This window comes from Pseudomonas sp. S2_C11 (assembly GCF_054668395.1).
In genome coordinates this window covers 5,785,156-5,800,317 of the sequence record NZ_CP162765.1, presented here as the reverse complement: position 1 = coordinate 5,800,317, position 15,162 = coordinate 5,785,156, and the positions used below count along the sequence as shown (strand labels likewise).

The following is a 15,162-nucleotide window of genomic DNA, read 5'->3' as shown; positions in this document are numbered from 1 at the left end:
GCGATCCCGCAACGTCATCGGCAGCTTCCGGACACACGGCCATTTTTCGGGTGTTTCAGAGGTCAACAGAAGCTCACTCCCCTTTAGTACGTGATTAGCCGCCCGGAGTGCTCCATGCCAGATTACCGCTCGAAAACATCCACCCACGGCCGCAACATGGCCGGCGCCCGCGCACTGTGGCGCGCCACCGGCATGAAAGATGACGACTTCAAGAAGCCGATCATTGCCATCGCCAACTCGTTCACCCAGTTCGTCCCGGGGCATGTGCACCTGAAGGACCTGGGTCAACTGGTCGCCCGCGAGATCGAACGCGCCGGTGGCGTGGCCAAGGAATTCAACACCATCGCCGTCGATGACGGCATCGCCATGGGCCACGACGGCATGCTGTATTCGCTGCCGAGCCGCGAGATCATCGCCGACTCCGTCGAGTACATGGTCAATGCCCACTGCGCCGACGCTATCGTGTGCATTTCCAACTGCGACAAGATCACCCCGGGCATGCTGATGGCCGCGTTGCGCCTGAACATCCCGGTGATCTTCGTTTCCGGTGGCCCGATGGAAGCGGGCAAGACCAAACTCGCCTCCCACGGCCTCGACCTCGTCGACGCCATGGTGATCGCCGCCGACTCCAGCGCTTCTGACGAGAAAGTCGCCGAGTACGAGCGCAGCGCCTGCCCGACCTGCGGTTCGTGCTCCGGCATGTTCACCGCCAACTCGATGAACTGCCTGACCGAAGCACTGGGTCTGGCCTTGCCGGGCAACGGTTCGACCCTGGCCACCCACAGCGACCGCGAACAGCTGTTCCTCCAGGCCGGTCGCACCATCGTCGAGCTGTGCAAGCGTTACTACGGCGAGAACGATGACTCCGTGCTGCCGCGCAACATCGCCAACTTCAAGGCGTTCGAGAACGCGATGATGCTCGACATCGCCATGGGCGGTTCGACCAACACCATCCTGCACTTGCTCGCAGCCGCCCAGGAAGCCGAGATCGATTTCGACCTGCGCGACATCGACCGCCTCTCGCGCAGCGTGCCGCAGCTGTGCAAAGTCGCGCCGAACATCCAGAAGTACCACATGGAAGACGTGCACCGCGCCGGCGGCATTTTCAGCATCCTCGGTTCGCTGGCCCGTGGCGGCCTGCTGCACACCGACCTGCCGACCGTACACAGCCGCAGCATGGAAGAAGCCATCGCCAAGTGGGACATCACCCAGACCAGCGACGAAGCCGTGCATCACTTCTTCAAGGCTGGTCCGGCGGGCATTCCGACCCAGACTGCGTTCAGCCAGTCGACCCGTTGGGAAACCCTCGACGACGATCGTGAAAACGGCTGCATCCGCAGCTTCGAGCACGCCTATTCGAAAGAAGGCGGCCTCGCCGTGCTGTACGGCAACATCGCGCAGGACGGTTGCGTGGTGAAAACCGCCGGGGTCGATGAGTCGATCCACGTCTTCGAAGGCAACGCGAAAATCTTCGAAAGCCAGGACAGCGCCGTGCGCGGCATCCTCGCCGACGAAGTGAAGGAAGGCGACATCGTCATCATTCGCTACGAAGGCCCGAAAGGCGGCCCGGGCATGCAGGAAATGCTCTACCCGACGTCCTACCTGAAATCCAAAGGTCTGGGCAAAGCCTGTGCGCTGCTCACCGACGGGCGTTTCTCCGGCGGTACTTCCGGCCTGTCGATCGGTCACGCTTCGCCAGAGGCTGCGGCCGGTGGCGCGATCGGTCTGGTGCAGGATGGCGACAAGGTGCTGATCGACATTCCGAACCGCTCGATCAACCTGTTGGTCAGCGACGAAGAACTGGCGGCACGCCGCGCCGAGCAGGACAAGAAAGGCTGGAAACCGGTCGAGGTGCGCCCACGCAAAGTGACCACCGCGCTCAAGGCCTACGCCCTGCTGGCGACCAGTGCCGACAAGGGCGCGGTGCGCAACAAAGCGATGCTCGACGGGCTGTAACCGTCAAATCGCCGATGCAAAAATGCCCCGCCATGTGCGGGGCTGATCGTTCCCACGCTCTGCGTGGGAACGATCCAAAACAAGATCAAAAGATCGCAGCCTTCGGCAGCTCCTACATGCGATCGTGGCTTACTGGATGTCTTCCGGTTTGACGATCACCCAGTTCTTGTCCGCCGTCACCGGCAAGCCTTCCTTGGCCTGCGCCGCCGCGTGCTTGGCCATCATGCCGTTGATTTGCGTCATGTACTTGTCCTTGCGGTTGATCCACAAGTGAATGCCGCCCTTGGCCACGTCGACATCATGGAACAGCATGTAACCGTCGCTCGTCGGGGTATCGCCGCCGACCAGTACCGGTTTTTTCCATTCATCGATGTAGGTGAGGATCGCCGCGTGCTTGCCGGCCATCCAGGTTGCCGGGGTCCACAGGTACGGCGTCAGCTCCAGGCCCAGGTTGGCCTTCTCGTCATATTTGCCGGCAGTGATCTGTTTGCGCGCAGTGGTCAGCTCGCCGGTCTTCTGATCCTTGAGCAGCAGTGAAACGCCAATGACGTTCTGCGGTTTGACGTTGTAACCGTACTTGGGATCCGCCGCGACCATGCGTACCAGTTCCTCTGAAGCGGCGGTCATCACGTAGACCTCGATACCGTTCTCCATGAGCTTGTTGTACAGCTCCTGCTGGCCAGTGAAGATCTTCGGCGGATTGACATCGAGCTTCTTCACCACATCGCCTTCGTAATACGTCGCCGGCACCGGTTTGCCCGAAGCCATCAGCTCGTCAACGTAGCCCTTGAGTTCCTTGAGGGTGAAGCCAGAGAACACCTGCGCCACCCACGGGTAGCAGACCATGTCGTCGACTTCGCAGAGCCGGTAGTAATAACTGAACAGGCTTTCCTTGTGCTCGGCGGTGTCCTTGAAGGGCATCAGTTTCAGCGAGGGGTCGAGCTTGTCGCGGGTAATAAGGCCCTTGTTTTCCATGAACGGCAGCAAGGATTCTTCGAGGTCGTAGCGGTAACTGGTGTTGTCCATGTCGAACACCGCGTAATTACCCTTGTTGGCGTTGGCGGCAATCATCGCGTCCAGCGCCTTGGCCTGATCCGCCGGCCAGTGCTTGAGGTCCGTGGCGAATGCATGGCCGGCGAGGCCAGCCGCCAGTGCTACAGCCAACAACGTGCGTGCAATTCTCATAGCGCTACTCCCCGATGCAAAGAGTTCGACGCTAACAAATCAGTGTGACAACCCTCGCCTGTCAGCGACCGCTGACGTCCCCTGCGCGTCAGTTGCATTGCCGACAGCGACACGCGCTTATTCCAAAAACGACGGTTGCCCAGCCATTTTGGTATTAAATCATTGCAAATCAAGCTGTTAGGCTTGCCGGTTCGCAGCAGCCCCGGATGGCTGTTGGCACAGTCTTTACTGGAGTTCTCATGAATCTACCGCTGATTCTCAACCTGCTGGTGTTCCTCGCCCTGCTCTTCGGTCTGGCGCAAACCCGCCACACCACTTGGAGCCTGGCGAAAAAAGTCCTGCTTGCACTGGTCCTCGGGGTGGCGTTCGGCGTCGCGCTGCACACGATTTACGGTGCCGGCAATCCGGTGCTGAAAGCCTCGATCGGCTGGTTCGATCTGGTCGGCAACGGTTACGTGCAGTTGCTGCAAATGATCGTGATCCCACTGGTGTTCGCTTCGATCCTCAGCGCCGTCGCCCGCCTGCACAACGCCTCGTCGCTGGGCAAGATCAGTTTCCTGACCATCGGCACGCTGCTGTTCACCACTGCCATCGCGGCGCTGATCGGCATCGGCCTGACCAACCTGTTCGGCCTCAGCGCTGAAGGTCTGGTCGCCGGCACTCAGGAAATGGCGCGCCTGCAAACCATTCAGAACGACTACGCCGGCAAGGTCGCCGACCTGAATGTGCCGCAATTGCTGCTGTCGTTCATTCCGCAGAACCCGTTCGCCGACCTGGCCCGGGCCAAGCCGACCTCGATCATCAGTGTGGTGATCTTCGCCGCATTCCTCGGGGTTGCCGCGCTGCAACTGCTCAAGGACGACGTCGAGAAAGGTCAGAAAGTGATCAACGCCATCGACACCCTGCAAGCCTGGGTGATGCGTCTGGTGCGTCTGGTGATGAAGCTGACCCCGTACGGCGTGCTGGCGCTGATGACCAAAGTGGTCGCCGGTTCCAACCTGCAGGACATCATCAAGCTGGGCAGTTTCGTCGTGGTCTCGTATATCGGCCTGGGCCTGATGTTCGTGGTGCACGGCGTGCTGGTGTCGGCCGCCGGGATCAACCCGCTGCGCTTCTTCCGCAAGATCTGGCCGGTGCTGACCTTCGCCTTCACCAGCCGCTCCAGCGCGGCAACCATTCCGCTGAGCATCGAAGCGCAGACCCGTCGTCTGGGCATTCCGTCGTCAGTCGCCAGTTTCGCTGCCTCGTTCGGTGCGACCATCGGCCAGAACGGTTGCGCCGGTCTCTATCCAGCAATGTTGGCCGTGATGGTCGCGCCAACGGTCGGCATCAACCCGCTGGATCCGCTGTGGATCGCGACGCTGGTAGCGATTGTCACGTTGAGCTCGGCCGGCGTGGCCGGAGTGGGTGGCGGCGCGACGTTCGCCGCACTGATCGTGCTGCCGGCGATGGGCTTGCCGGTGTCACTGGTGGCGTTGCTGATTTCGGTCGAGCCGCTGATCGATATGGGGCGCACCGCGTTGAACGTGAGTGGCTCGATTACCGCAGGGGCGATTACCAGTCAGGTCATGCAGCAGACGGATAAAGCGCTGCTGGATGCCGATGAACACGCAGAGTTGGCCCAGGCATAGTTTCAAAGGATCGTTCCCACGCTCTGCGTGGGAATGCAGCCGTGACGCTCTGCGTCACTGGACGCGGAGCGTCCCCTGAGGCGTTACCACGCAGAGCGTGGGAACGATCATGCGCGCTCCCAGACTTCGAAGTTGTACGCGGGTTTATCTTCAACCGCCGGGTTTTCAACATTCGACACCAGCTTCCATTCGCTCAGATCAAACTCCGGAAACCACGCATCCCCTTCCGGGCTCAGCGCCACGCGGGTCAGGTACAGCCGATCGGCCTGCGCCAGTCCCTGCGCATACAACTGCGCGCCACCAATCAGCATCAGTTCATCAACGCCCTGGGCTTTCGCCCATTCCTCGGCGCGCGCCACGGCGGCTTCCAGCGACGGATAGACCTCGGCGCCTTCGAGCTGCAGATCGGTCTGGCGGCTGACCACGATGTTCAAGCGCCCCGGCAATGGCCGACCGAGCGAATCCCAGGTCTTGCGACCCATGATGATCGGCTTGCCGAGCGTGGTCGCCTTGAAGTATTTGAAGTCCCCCGGCAGGTGCCAGGGCATGCTGTTGTCGACGCCGATCACGCGGTTTTCACCGAGGGCTGCGATCAGGCTGAGGGGCAGTGATTTAGTCATGCCGGCGAGGATACCAGAGCCGCGCTTACCCCGATAAGCGCCACAGCGGTTATGCTCAGCGCTCGATTTAGCGACGGGACGCCGCGTGACTGAACTGACTCCACTGCAAAACCTCTGGCTCACCGAAACCATCCGCCTGCGCGAAGAACACGCGGGGCCGCTGGATGACCTGGAAGCCAATCGTCTGGCCCGCGCCGCTGGTGGCGATCTGCCGAGCCGCATTGCGCGCCGGGCGCTATGGCTGGCCGAGCGTGACGGGCTGACCGCCGCGCTCAAGCACTGGCTGCAAGGCGCGCGTCTGGCGCTGGTGCTGTTGATGATTTTCGCCGTGCTCAGCGGCGCCGGTCTGGCTTTCGCCGCACTTGGGCAGACGCCGGTGAATGTGTTCTGGGCGCTGGGCAGTCTGCTCGGGATCAATCTGATTTTGCTACTGAGCTGGGCGCTGGGCTTGATTTTCGCTGGCGAACACGGCGCCACCCTTGGGCGCTTATGGCTGTGGCTCAGCGAAAAATTCGCCCGCGATGCCAAAGCCGCGCAACTGGCGCCGGCCCTGCTGTTGCTGCTGCAACGCAAGAAACTCAACCGCTGGGCGCTCGGCGCGTTGGTCAATGGCCTGTGGCTGCTGGCGATGCTCAGCGCGCTGATTCTGTTGCTGACCCTGATGGCCACGCGGCGCTACGGCTTTGTCTGGGAAACCACGATCCTCGGCGCCGACACCTTTATCCATGTCACCCAGGCCCTTGGCTATCTGCCGTCGCTGCTCGGCTTCAATGTGCCGACCGAGGAAATGATCCGCGCCAGCGGCGATGGCGCACTGGATATTGAAAGCGCGCGACAGGCCTGGGCGACCTGGCTGGTCGGTGTGCTGGTGGTCTACGGCGTGCTGCCGCGCCTGCTGCTCGCGCTGTTCTGCCTGTGGCGCTGGAACAGCGGCAAAGCGGCGCTGCGCCTGGATCTGAACCTGCCCGGCTACGCGCAACTGCGCGAACGGTTGATGCCGACCAGCGAGCGCCTTGGTGTCAACGACCCGGAGCCGGCGCAACTGCATCGCGTCGAAAGCAACATCGGCGAACGCGCCAGCGAAGGCGCGCTGCTGGTGGCGATCGAGTTGGACGAACAGCGTCCGTGGCCACCCGCGCTGCCGAAAAACGTCAGCAACGCGGGCATCCTCGACAGTCGCGAATCGCGGCACAAACTGCTCGAGCAACTCAGTCGCTTCCCGCCGGCGCGGCTGGCTATCGCCTGCGATCCGCGACGTTCGCCGGATCGCGGCAGCCTCGCATTGATCGCCGAACTCGCGCGCAACGCCAGCGCCACCCGCATCTGGCTGCTGCAAGCGCCGCCTGGCGAAGCGCTGGACGGGCAACGTCTGGGTGACTGGCACGCGGCGCTGCAACAGCTGGAACTGCCATTCGCCGATTGCGCGCCGATGAACTGGCTGGAGAGCGGACATGACTGATGCACGCAAGGCACCGCTGAAACTGGCAGTGGTTGGCCACACCAACGTCGGCAAGACCTCGCTGCTGCGCACGCTGACCCGTGACGTCGGCTTCGGCGAAGTCTCGCACAGGCCGAGCACCACCCGGCATGTCGAAGGCGCGCGGTTGTCGGTGGATGGCGAGCCGTTGCTCGATCTGTACGACACGCCGGGGCTGGAAGATGCGATCGCCCTGCTGGATTTTCTCGAGCGTCTGGAACGCCCCGGCGAACGCCTCGACGGCCCGGCACGACTGGCGCGGTTTCTCGACGGCAGCGAGGCGCGCCAGCGTTTCCAACAGGAAGCCAAGGTACTGCGACAACTGCTGGCCTCCGATGCCGGTCTGTATGTGATCGACGCCCGCGAACCGGTGCTGGCCAAGTACCGCGACGAGCTGGAAGTGCTCGCCAGTTGCGGCAAACCGCTGCTGCCGGTGCTGAATTTCGTCAGCAGCGCCAACCATCGCGAACCCGATTGGCGTGAAGCGCTGGCGCGGTTGGGGCTGCATGCGTTGGTACGTTTCGACAGCGTCGCGCCGCCCGAGGATGGCGAGCGGCGCTTGTACGAGAGCCTCGCCCTTCTATTGGAAAACGCCCGGCCGCAACTGGAGCGGTTGATCGCCGACCAGCAGGCGCAGCGCCTCGCCCGTCAGCAAAGCGCCGCGCGCCTGATTGCCGAATTGCTGATCGACTGCGCTGCGTGCCGACGCAGTGTGGTCAGCGAAGCCGAGCAGGAACAGCAGGCGATCAGCGAACTGCGCAAAGCCGTGCGCCAGCGTGAGCAGAAGTGCGTTGAGGCGCTGCTCAAGCTCTACGCGTTTCGCCCGCAGGACGCGGCGGCCAGTGACTTGCCGTTGCTCGACGGGCGCTGGGGCGATGATCTGTTCAACCCGGAAACCCTGAAGCAACTCGGCGTGCGCGTCGGCGGCGGCATTGCTGCCGGTGCAGCGGCCGGGGCTGGGGTGGATTTGCTGGTCGGCGGGATTACCCTTGGCGCGGCGGCACTGGCCGGCGCGATTGCCGGTGGCGCACTGCAAACCGCGCGCAGTTATGGCAGTCGCCTGCTCGGCAAGATCAAAGGCCAGCGGGAATTGACAGTGGATGACGCCGTGCTGCGCCTGTTGGCGTTGCGCCAGCGCCAGTTGCTGCTGGCCCTGGATCAGCGCGGGCATGCGGCGATGGACAGCATTCAGGTGGCCACGCCTCTGGACAAGACCTGGCGCGAAGGCAAGTTGCCGGAAGCGCTGAACAAGGCGCGCGCGCATCCGCAGTGGTCGTCGCTCAATCCGCAGGCGAAGTTGAATCAGGCGGAAAGGCAGGAGCAGGTTGAGGCGTTGGTTGATCGGGTGCTTGAGCTTTAGATCGCTACCCCCTCACCCCAGCCCTCTCCCGGAGGGAGAGGGGGCCGACTGTGTTGCTCTTGGGTCATACACCGACCTGAGATATCCAGTCGAACTCAGGTTTGAAAAGCATGGAGATCAGCTCCCTCTCCCTCCGGGAGAGGGCTGGGGTGAGGGCTGCAATCACTCAGCCGACAACAATTTCTCAGCCTTGCGCTTTAACACACTCAGATCCACCAGCGGCACTGCAACCTCCTTCGCCAACTCATCCCAACACCGCATGCGCAAACTCAGCGCACATAACGGATCAGCCGCAAACGTATCCGCCTCAGCCTCGCTCATTACCCCGCCCTGATATTCCAGGGTGCGCCGACTCGCCTCACTCAACCGCGCGTAATAGCCCGGCTCGCGTAAGGTCAGATAGCGTTTGGCCTGGACGTGATATTCCACCAGTCGCGCCAGCCGTTCGCTGAAACCTGCCTCACGCAGATAGTCGGCACCGAGCCGTTCATGGCTGACCACGCCATAACCGCCCATGTTTTCCGCGCCCTCGGCACACAAATGGCCGATGTCATGAAAGAACGCCGCCAGCACCACTTCATCGTCACAGCCTTCAGCCATAGCCAGTTCTGCGGCCTGGGACATGTGCTCGAGCTGCGACACCGGTTCGCCGATGTAATCGCTGGCGCCGAAGCGTTCATACAGGCCGAACACCCGGGCGATCACCTGTTCGTGATTCATGCCTCCTCCAGTAATTGCGCGATGTTGCGTTCGGCCAGCGCCGGGCCGACGCTCATGCCGACGCCGGTGTGCATCAGCGCCACGCTCAGGCCCGGTGCCGGGCGCAGGAAAGAAAACGGACCAGGCCCACGAGCACCATAGACGCCCTGCCAGCGTTCGACCACTTGCACCTGACAGCCCAGCGTCTGCTCGGCGAGTTCGAGCATCCAGTTGTCGACCTGCTCGGCGTTGAACGGTGACGCATCGCTGCCGTAATGATGCGAATCGCCGATGATCAGTTCGCCATACGGTGTCGGGCTGATCAGCAAGTGAATGCCGTTAGCGTGCAGGTGCGGTTGTTCACGGAGGATCTGCGCCTGCACCGCTGCGGCTTCCGGCAAATCGGCGAAGGCGCCGTAGTGCACGCAGCTCAGGCCGGTGAGCACGGCGTGTTGCAGATTGAGATCGACCTGCGGTTTGGCCCGCAGCATTTGCAGACGACAGATCTGCGGATTGAGCGCAGCAATCGGCTCGGCCAGCAGGGTCTGATAATCGTGGCCGGAGCAGACGATGATCTGCTTGCCGGTAAAACTGCCGGCGGTGCTGTGCAGATGCCCCGGCTCGACATCGCGCACCAGCGTGGAAAAGTGAAACTCGACGCCGAGGTCGCGGCGCAGATAGTCGATCAGCGCCGGAATCGCTTCGCGCGAATACAACTGCTGATCATCGACACCGTGCAACGCAGCGCGGTGATGGCTGAACTGGCCGCCATAGAGATCACGCAACGCCGCGCCGCGCAGCAGCTCGGCGTTGTAGCCATGCTCGACCGCGCGGTCGGCGCAGAAGGCTTCGAGCAGGTGTTCTTCGGCCTCGCTGCGGGCGAACAGGTACGAACCGTTGCGCTTGATCTGCACACCGGCAAGTTGCGCCCAGTCGCCCCAGATTTCGCGGCTGGCCCTGGCCAGGTCGAGCATGGTGCCGGGCGGCTGACCGGTCACCAGTGCCTGGCCAAAGTTGCGCACCGAAGCGCCAAGGGGCGTGGCGGTGCGTTCGAATACCGCGACTTTCAGGCCGCGTTTGGCGGCGGCATAGGCGTGGGACAGACCGAGGATGCCAGCGCCGATGATGAGCAGGTCTTTGGGTTGTGTCATGTAGAGGTGCTCTGAATGAGAAACCGCTTTCGCGAGCAGGCTCGCTCCCACAGGGGACAGCATTGCAACTGTGGGAGCGAGCCTGCTCGCGAAGGGGCCTTGTCAGTCGATAAAGATCTTACTTGGCGACAACTTTCTCGGACTTGCCGTCATACCGCTTGCGCCATTCAGCCAGAATCTCGTCGCGATTCTTCGAGGCCCAGGCAAAGTCGTTCTTGATCAGGCGCTGCTCATAGTCGGCTGGCAATTCGGTTTGCGGCTTGGCAATCCCCGGCTGGGCGAGCACTGCGAAGTTTTCCTTGTACAGATCCATCGCCTCGGCGCTGGCGGAGAAGTCAGCGAGTTTTTTCGCTGCCTCTTCATGCGGCGTGCCCTTGATCACCGCCGTCGCTTCGATCTCCCAGCCCAGACCTTCCTTCGGCAGGATGATGTCCAGCGGCGCGCCCTGGCGTTTCAGCTGTACGGCTGGATATTCAAAGGAAATCCCGATCGGAAACTCCCCCGCCGCCGCCAGTTTGCACGGCTTGGAACCGGAGTGAACGTACTGGCCGATGTTCTGGTGCAAGCCGTCCATGTAGGCCCAGCCCTGCTTCTCGCCGAAGGTTTGCAGCCAGGCGCTGACGTCGAGGAAACCGGTGCCGGAAGACGCCGGGTTGGGCATGACGATCTTGCCCTTGTACTCAGGCTTGGTCAGGTCCTGCCAACTGACCGGTTTGCTCAGCCCCTGCTTCTCGGCTTCGACGGTGTTGAAGCAAATGGTCGCGGCCCACACATCCATGCCTACCCAGGCTGGCGGGTTGGCGGCGTCGCGGTAATTCGCGCCGATCTTGCCCAGATCCTTCGGTGCATAGCTTTGCAGCATGCCTTGCTGATCGAGAATCGCCAGGCTCGACGCGGCCAGGCCCCACACCGCGTCAGCCTGCGGACGAGCCTTTTCGGCGAGCAGTTTGGCGGTGATGATTCCGGTGGAATCGCGCACCCATTTTATCTCGACGTCCGGGTTGGCCTTTTCAAAGGCCTCCTTGTAGGACTTCAGTTGTTCGGCTTCGAGGGCGGTGTACACCGTCAACTCGGTTTTTGCCGCGAAGGCATTCAGGCTGAAAGTCGCGAGCACAGCAGCGGCCAGGGCCATAGGCTTGAACATGAGCGTTTTCCTGTAGATGAGTTGAACGGAGTTGCAATCAGTGACCGGGCGCGGTTTGCCGCCAGGCCTGGGAACGGCGCAGCAAGCCGCGCGAAGCCCACGCCAGCAGCAAGGACACGCCGGCCGAAGTGAACAGAATCAGGGTCGACATCGCCGCCGCGCCGCCGACGTTGCCGGCATCGTCCATGTTCAGCACCGCCACCGCCGCGAGGATGGTGTCGGGGCTGTAGAGGAAGATCGCGGCGGAAACCGTGGTCATTGCCGAGACGAACAGGTAGCGCACGATGTCCAGCAGCGCCGGCAGGCAGATCGGCACGGTCACGCGCAGGTAATGCCGGTACAGCGGCGCCTTCAGCGACAGCGCCGCAGCCTCGAACTCAGCATCGAGCTGGCGCAGCGCGGTGGTCGCGGTCATTTGTGCGGTGGTCAGGTAGTGCGCAATGGTGCAGACGATCAGCAGCGTCATCGTCCCGTAGAGCACGTGCAGCGGATTGCCGCTGAGGTTGAAGAAGAAGACGTAACCCAGGCCCAGCACCAGCCCCGGCACCGCCATCGGCACGAAGCTGAGCATGCGCAAAGCCAGGTTCAGCCCGCGCTGAGTGCGGGTTTTCTCCATCAGATAGGCGCCAGTGAAAATCAGCACGCTGCCAATCAGCGCCGTGCCCAGAGCCATCTTCAGACTGTTGCCGTAGGCGAGCCAGCCACCGCCGGCGGTCTCGTTGAACTGATAGTGGTTGAGCGACAGCGACAGGTTGTACGGCCAGAACTTCACCAGCGACGAAAACACCGCCATGCCGAACACCAGGATCAACGCCGCACTGATCAGCAAAACGATCGCCAGATAGCAGCCGTCGCGCAGCCTGGACGGCAGCGGTTTGAACACCTGCGCGCGTCCGCTCATGGAGTCGCCATGGCGGCGACGCAACCAGGCATCGACACCGAAACTGAACAGCGCCGGCAGCAACAGCACCATGCCGATCAACGCGCCGCGACCGAATTGCTGCTGGCCGACCACGGCTTTGTAGGCCTCCAGCGCCAGCACTTGATAGTCGCCACCGACCACCACCGGCACACCGAAATCGGTGATAGTCAGGGTGAACACCAGACAGAACGCGGCGAACACCGCCTGGCGGGTCGCCGGCCAGGTGATGCTGCGAAACGCCTTGGCCGGGCTGGCGCCCATGCTTGATGCGGCATCGAACAGCCGCGCATCGGCCAGCGACAATGCCGAGAGCAAAATCATCAGCGCATGGGGAAAGGTGTAGATCACCTCACCCAGCACAATGCCCCAGAACCCGTAGATATTGTCCGAGAGCAGCCCACGCAGCATGCCCTGATTGCCGAACAGATAGACCAGCGCAATTCCCGGCAGCATCGACGGCGCCATCAGCGGCAGCAGGGAGATCCCGCGCCAGATGCCTTTGCCCGGAATCAGCGTGCGTTGCAGCGCGTAGGCAAACAGGTAGGCCAGCGGTACGACAATGGCCGCCACGCTGAGGGACACTTTCAGGCTGTTGCCGAGCAACCAGTGGAAATTGGCGCTGGTCACCAACTCCTTCGCCGCGAGCCAGCCACCGCCCTGCCCGGCGTCATTGCTGAAGCCGCGCCAGAAGATCGCCAGCAAGGGCAGCAGCACTGCAAGGCCGAGCAACACCAGCAGGAGGATTTTCCCGCCGACCACGAACAGGCGATCACCGATCTCGGCTTCCGAGGACTGTCGCACCTGCTTGTGCGGTAGCGGCAGCGCGAGGTTGCTGTTCATCAGGCGAACACCTGCAAACTGCGCGGCGGCAAGGCGACCATGATCTGCTGGGCGCCGAGGCGCGGCATGGCTTCTGGCGCGATTTCGGCGAGCAGTGCGTGGCCCGGCAATTGATCAAGTTCGAAGCTCATCCGGCAGCGATTGCCGAGGAAAGTGATTTCGCGAACCCTGGCCGGGAAAAGGTTCTCTTCGTGCACCAGCGGATTGACGTTGATCGCCTCCGGGCGGCAGAACAGTCGACCCGAAGCGCCGTGTACGCTGCCCTCGGCCAGGCGCAGATTCATCCCGCCGACCCGGGCGTGACTGTCGCTGCTGCGCTGAAACGGCAGCCAGTTGCCCTGGCCGACAAACTCGGCCACGAACGGCGTGGCCGGACGGTTGTAAATTTCCTGCGGCGTGGCGTACTGCTCGACGCGGCCGTTGTTCATCACGGCGATGCGATCGGCCATCAACATCGCTTCGTCCTGATTGTGCGTGACCATCAGCGTGGTGATGCCGAGGTTGCGTTGCAGCTGACGCAGCTCGGTGCACAGATGCTCGCGCACCCGCGCGTCGAGGGCCGACATCGGTTCGTCGAGCAACAGCAGCGACGGGGCCGGCGCCAATGCGCGAGCCAGCGCGACCCGCTGTTGCTGACCGCCGGACAGTTGGCCGGGGTATTTTTTCTCACTGCCAGTGAGGCCGACCAGTTCCAGCATCTGGCCGACACGACGACGCACTTCATCGCGACCGCTGCCGGCGAGGCCGTAGGCAATGTTCGCCTCGACCGTCAGGTTGGGGAACAGCGCGTAGGACTGGAACAGAATCCCGTAATCCCGCGCTTGCGGGGCGAGGTGCGAGACATCGCGATCGCCCAGGTACAGCTCGCCACTGTCCTGCTGCTCCAGCCCGGCGATGCAGCGCAACAACGTGGTCTTGCCACAGCCCGACGGGCCGAGCAGACACACCAGTTCGCCGGCGGCGACGTCGAGGGAGACGTTGTCCAGCGCAGTGAACGCACCGAAACGCTTGTGCACGCCGCGCACTTTCATTGGCGCGCCGGGGTTGGTCAGGGCAGTTGCGATGGCAGGATTCATGGACAGGCCTCATCAAACGGATGAGGCCAATCCTAGAGTTGTAATGCGTCCGTCATGTGGCAGCGAGGCAAAAACGGCTGATAGTGGTATTCGGGGATTTTGGTTCAGATTGTGTTTTGCCTGGGCTGACGCCTTCGCGAGCAGGCTCGCTCCCACAGGGGATCGTGTTCACAACCCAAATCCAATGTGGGAGCGAGCCTGCTCGCGAAGAGGCCTTCTCAGACATTGAAGGTCTCATGCCGGAGACATCTCTTGTGCCAAGCCGAGGAACGCCGCCGGCAGACGCGCACCCTTGCGCTCTTTGAGGCAATACAGATACTCCGGAATCTGCGGCGCATTCTCGATGGTCAGCACGCGCAACTGCGGATCATGCGGCACTTCCTGGCGGGCGATGATGCTGATGCCGATATTGCGCAGCACCGCTTCGCGGATCGACTCGCGGCTGCCGATCTCCAGCAACGGCCCGAAACTGACCCCGGCGCTGGCCAGCAACTCTTCGGTCAACCGCCGCGTGGTCGAACCCGGCTCGCGCATCAACAACGTATGCCCGGCCAGCGCGTTCAGCGTCACATGTTCCTGCGCCGCCAACGGATGACTGCGATGCACCGCCAGCACCAGCGGATCGGTGCCGAGTACCCGGCGAATCAACCGCGCATCGTCGAGCAGCTGTGACGACGCCGCGACATCCACGCGGTAATCCTCCAGCGCTTCCAGCACTTGCTGCGAATTGCCGATCTCCACCGACACTTCCACCTGCGGCAAACGCTCGCGGAAGGTCTTCACCAGATCGAGGATGTAATAGGGCGCCGTCGCGGCAATGCGCAGCGTGCCCTGCACCTGGCCGCTGTTGCGCAGGAAAAACTCGATGTCGGCCTCTTGCTGCAACAGGGTCTTGACCATCGGCAGCAAGCGCGCGCCTTCGTCACTGACGCTTAAACGGCGCCCGCCCCGGTAGAACAGTTCCACCGAATACTGACTTTCCAGATTGCGGATCTGCGTGGTCACGGTCGGTTGGCTGAGGCCGAGTTTTTTCGCCGCCAGCGTAATGCTGCCCAAGCGGGCGACCATGTAAAACGCTTTCAGCTCGGCACTCAGCACAGT

12 protein-coding genes are annotated in these 15,162 nt (G+C 62.6%); 4 read left to right on the top strand and 8 right to left on the bottom strand.

The features are described from left to right. The first annotated feature begins 114 nt into the window (after positions 1-114). The gene (gene ilvD, locus AB4N48_RS26075; RefSeq protein ID WP_024014684.1) at positions 115-1,956 is read left to right on the top strand and encodes a dihydroxy-acid dehydratase; all 1,842 of its coding nucleotides are present in this window, start codon (positions 115-117) and stop codon (positions 1,954-1,956) included. Positions 1,957-2,085: 129 nt separating this feature from the next. Here the strand turns inward: ilvD and AB4N48_RS26070 are convergent, their stop codons facing one another. Then, on the bottom strand, positions 2,086-3,141 hold the full coding sequence (locus tag AB4N48_RS26070; RefSeq protein ID WP_258707309.1) for an HAD family hydrolase: 1,056 nt from the start codon (positions 3,139-3,141) through the stop codon (positions 2,086-2,088). A 239-nt stretch (positions 3,142-3,380) separates the two neighbouring features. Between AB4N48_RS26070 and AB4N48_RS26065 the strand changes: the two genes are divergently transcribed. Then, positions 3,381-4,772 (top strand): L-cystine transporter, encoded by a 1,392-nt coding sequence (locus AB4N48_RS26065; protein ID WP_056786302.1) that lies wholly within the window; start codon positions 3,381-3,383, stop codon positions 4,770-4,772. Between the two features lie 107 nt (positions 4,773-4,879). Here AB4N48_RS26065 and AB4N48_RS26060 read toward each other — a convergent pair whose 3' ends face one another. Further along, entirely contained in the window at positions 4,880-5,392 is a 513-nt protein-coding gene (locus AB4N48_RS26060; protein WP_252884979.1) for a dihydrofolate reductase, read from the bottom strand. 85 nt (positions 5,393-5,477) lie between these two features. On the opposite strand from AB4N48_RS26060, the gene AB4N48_RS26055 reads away from it, so the two are divergent. Beyond that, entirely contained in the window at positions 5,478-6,851 is a 1,374-nt protein-coding gene (locus AB4N48_RS26055; protein ID WP_460094527.1) for a DUF2868 domain-containing protein, read from the top strand. After that, complete coding sequence (locus tag AB4N48_RS26050; protein WP_460094525.1) at positions 6,844-8,229, top strand: GTPase/DUF3482 domain-containing protein; 1,386 nt, start codon at positions 6,844-6,846, stop codon at positions 8,227-8,229. The genes AB4N48_RS26055 and AB4N48_RS26050 overlap by 8 nt, the downstream gene beginning before the upstream one ends. Before the next feature lie 162 nt (positions 8,230-8,391). Here the strand turns inward: AB4N48_RS26050 and AB4N48_RS26045 are convergent, their stop codons facing one another. The 6 genes from AB4N48_RS26045 to AB4N48_RS26020 all read right to left on the bottom strand — a co-directional run bounded on the left by AB4N48_RS26045 (position 8,392) and on the right by AB4N48_RS26020 (position 15,159). Next, entirely contained in the window at positions 8,392-8,949 is a 558-nt protein-coding gene (locus AB4N48_RS26045) for a phosphonate degradation HD-domain oxygenase (RefSeq protein WP_095181315.1), read from the bottom strand. Beyond that, positions 8,946-10,079, bottom strand: a complete 1,134-nt coding sequence (locus tag AB4N48_RS26040; RefSeq protein ID WP_305381704.1) for a TIGR03364 family FAD-dependent oxidoreductase — start codon at positions 10,077-10,079, stop codon at positions 8,946-8,948. Before AB4N48_RS26040 ends, AB4N48_RS26045 begins: the two co-directional genes overlap by 4 nt. 118 nt (positions 10,080-10,197) lie before the next feature. After that, a complete protein-coding gene (locus AB4N48_RS26035) occupies positions 10,198-11,223 on the bottom strand; it encodes a putative 2-aminoethylphosphonate ABC transporter substrate-binding protein (RefSeq protein ID WP_042606530.1) in 1,026 nt (341 codons plus the stop codon). Positions 11,224-11,260: 37 nt separating this feature from the next. Beyond that, positions 11,261-12,985: a putative 2-aminoethylphosphonate ABC transporter permease subunit gene (locus tag AB4N48_RS26030; protein ID WP_305381705.1), complete on the bottom strand. Its 1,725-nt coding sequence runs from the start codon at positions 12,983-12,985 to the stop codon at positions 11,261-11,263. Further along, positions 12,985-14,061, bottom strand: a complete 1,077-nt coding sequence (locus AB4N48_RS26025; RefSeq protein ID WP_460094524.1) for a putative 2-aminoethylphosphonate ABC transporter ATP-binding protein — start codon at positions 14,059-14,061, stop codon at positions 12,985-12,987. Before AB4N48_RS26025 ends, AB4N48_RS26030 begins: the two co-directional genes overlap by 1 nt. Positions 14,062-14,295: 234 nt before the next feature. Beyond that, a complete protein-coding gene (locus tag AB4N48_RS26020) occupies positions 14,296-15,159 on the bottom strand; it encodes a LysR family transcriptional regulator (RefSeq protein WP_252882835.1) in 864 nt (287 codons plus the stop codon). Between the last annotated feature and the right edge of the window lie 3 nt (positions 15,160-15,162).

Coding starts and splice junctions, on each gene's coding strand:
- ilvD (WP_024014684.1), top strand. CDS start 115: ATGCCAGATTACCGCTCGAAAACATCCACCCACGGCCGCAACATGGCC.
- AB4N48_RS26070 (WP_258707309.1), bottom strand. CDS start 3,141: ATGAGAATTGCACGCACGTTGTTGGCTGTAGCACTGGCGGCTGGCCTC.
- AB4N48_RS26065 (WP_056786302.1), top strand. CDS start 3,381: ATGAATCTACCGCTGATTCTCAACCTGCTGGTGTTCCTCGCCCTGCTC.
- AB4N48_RS26060 (WP_252884979.1), bottom strand. CDS start 5,392: ATGACTAAATCACTGCCCCTCAGCCTGATCGCAGCCCTCGGTGAAAAC.
- AB4N48_RS26050 (WP_460094525.1), top strand. CDS start 6,844: ATGACTGATGCACGCAAGGCACCGCTGAAACTGGCAGTGGTTGGCCAC.
- AB4N48_RS26045 (WP_095181315.1), bottom strand. CDS start 8,949: ATGAATCACGAACAGGTGATCGCCCGGGTGTTCGGCCTGTATGAACGC.
- AB4N48_RS26040 (WP_305381704.1), bottom strand. CDS start 10,079: ATGACACAACCCAAAGACCTGCTCATCATCGGCGCTGGCATCCTCGGT.
- AB4N48_RS26035 (WP_042606530.1), bottom strand. CDS start 11,223: ATGTTCAAGCCTATGGCCCTGGCCGCTGCTGTGCTCGCGACTTTCAGC.
- AB4N48_RS26030 (WP_305381705.1), bottom strand. CDS start 12,985: ATGAACAGCAACCTCGCGCTGCCGCTACCGCACAAGCAGGTGCGACAG.
- AB4N48_RS26025 (WP_460094524.1), bottom strand. CDS start 14,061: ATGAATCCTGCCATCGCAACTGCCCTGACCAACCCCGGCGCGCCAATG.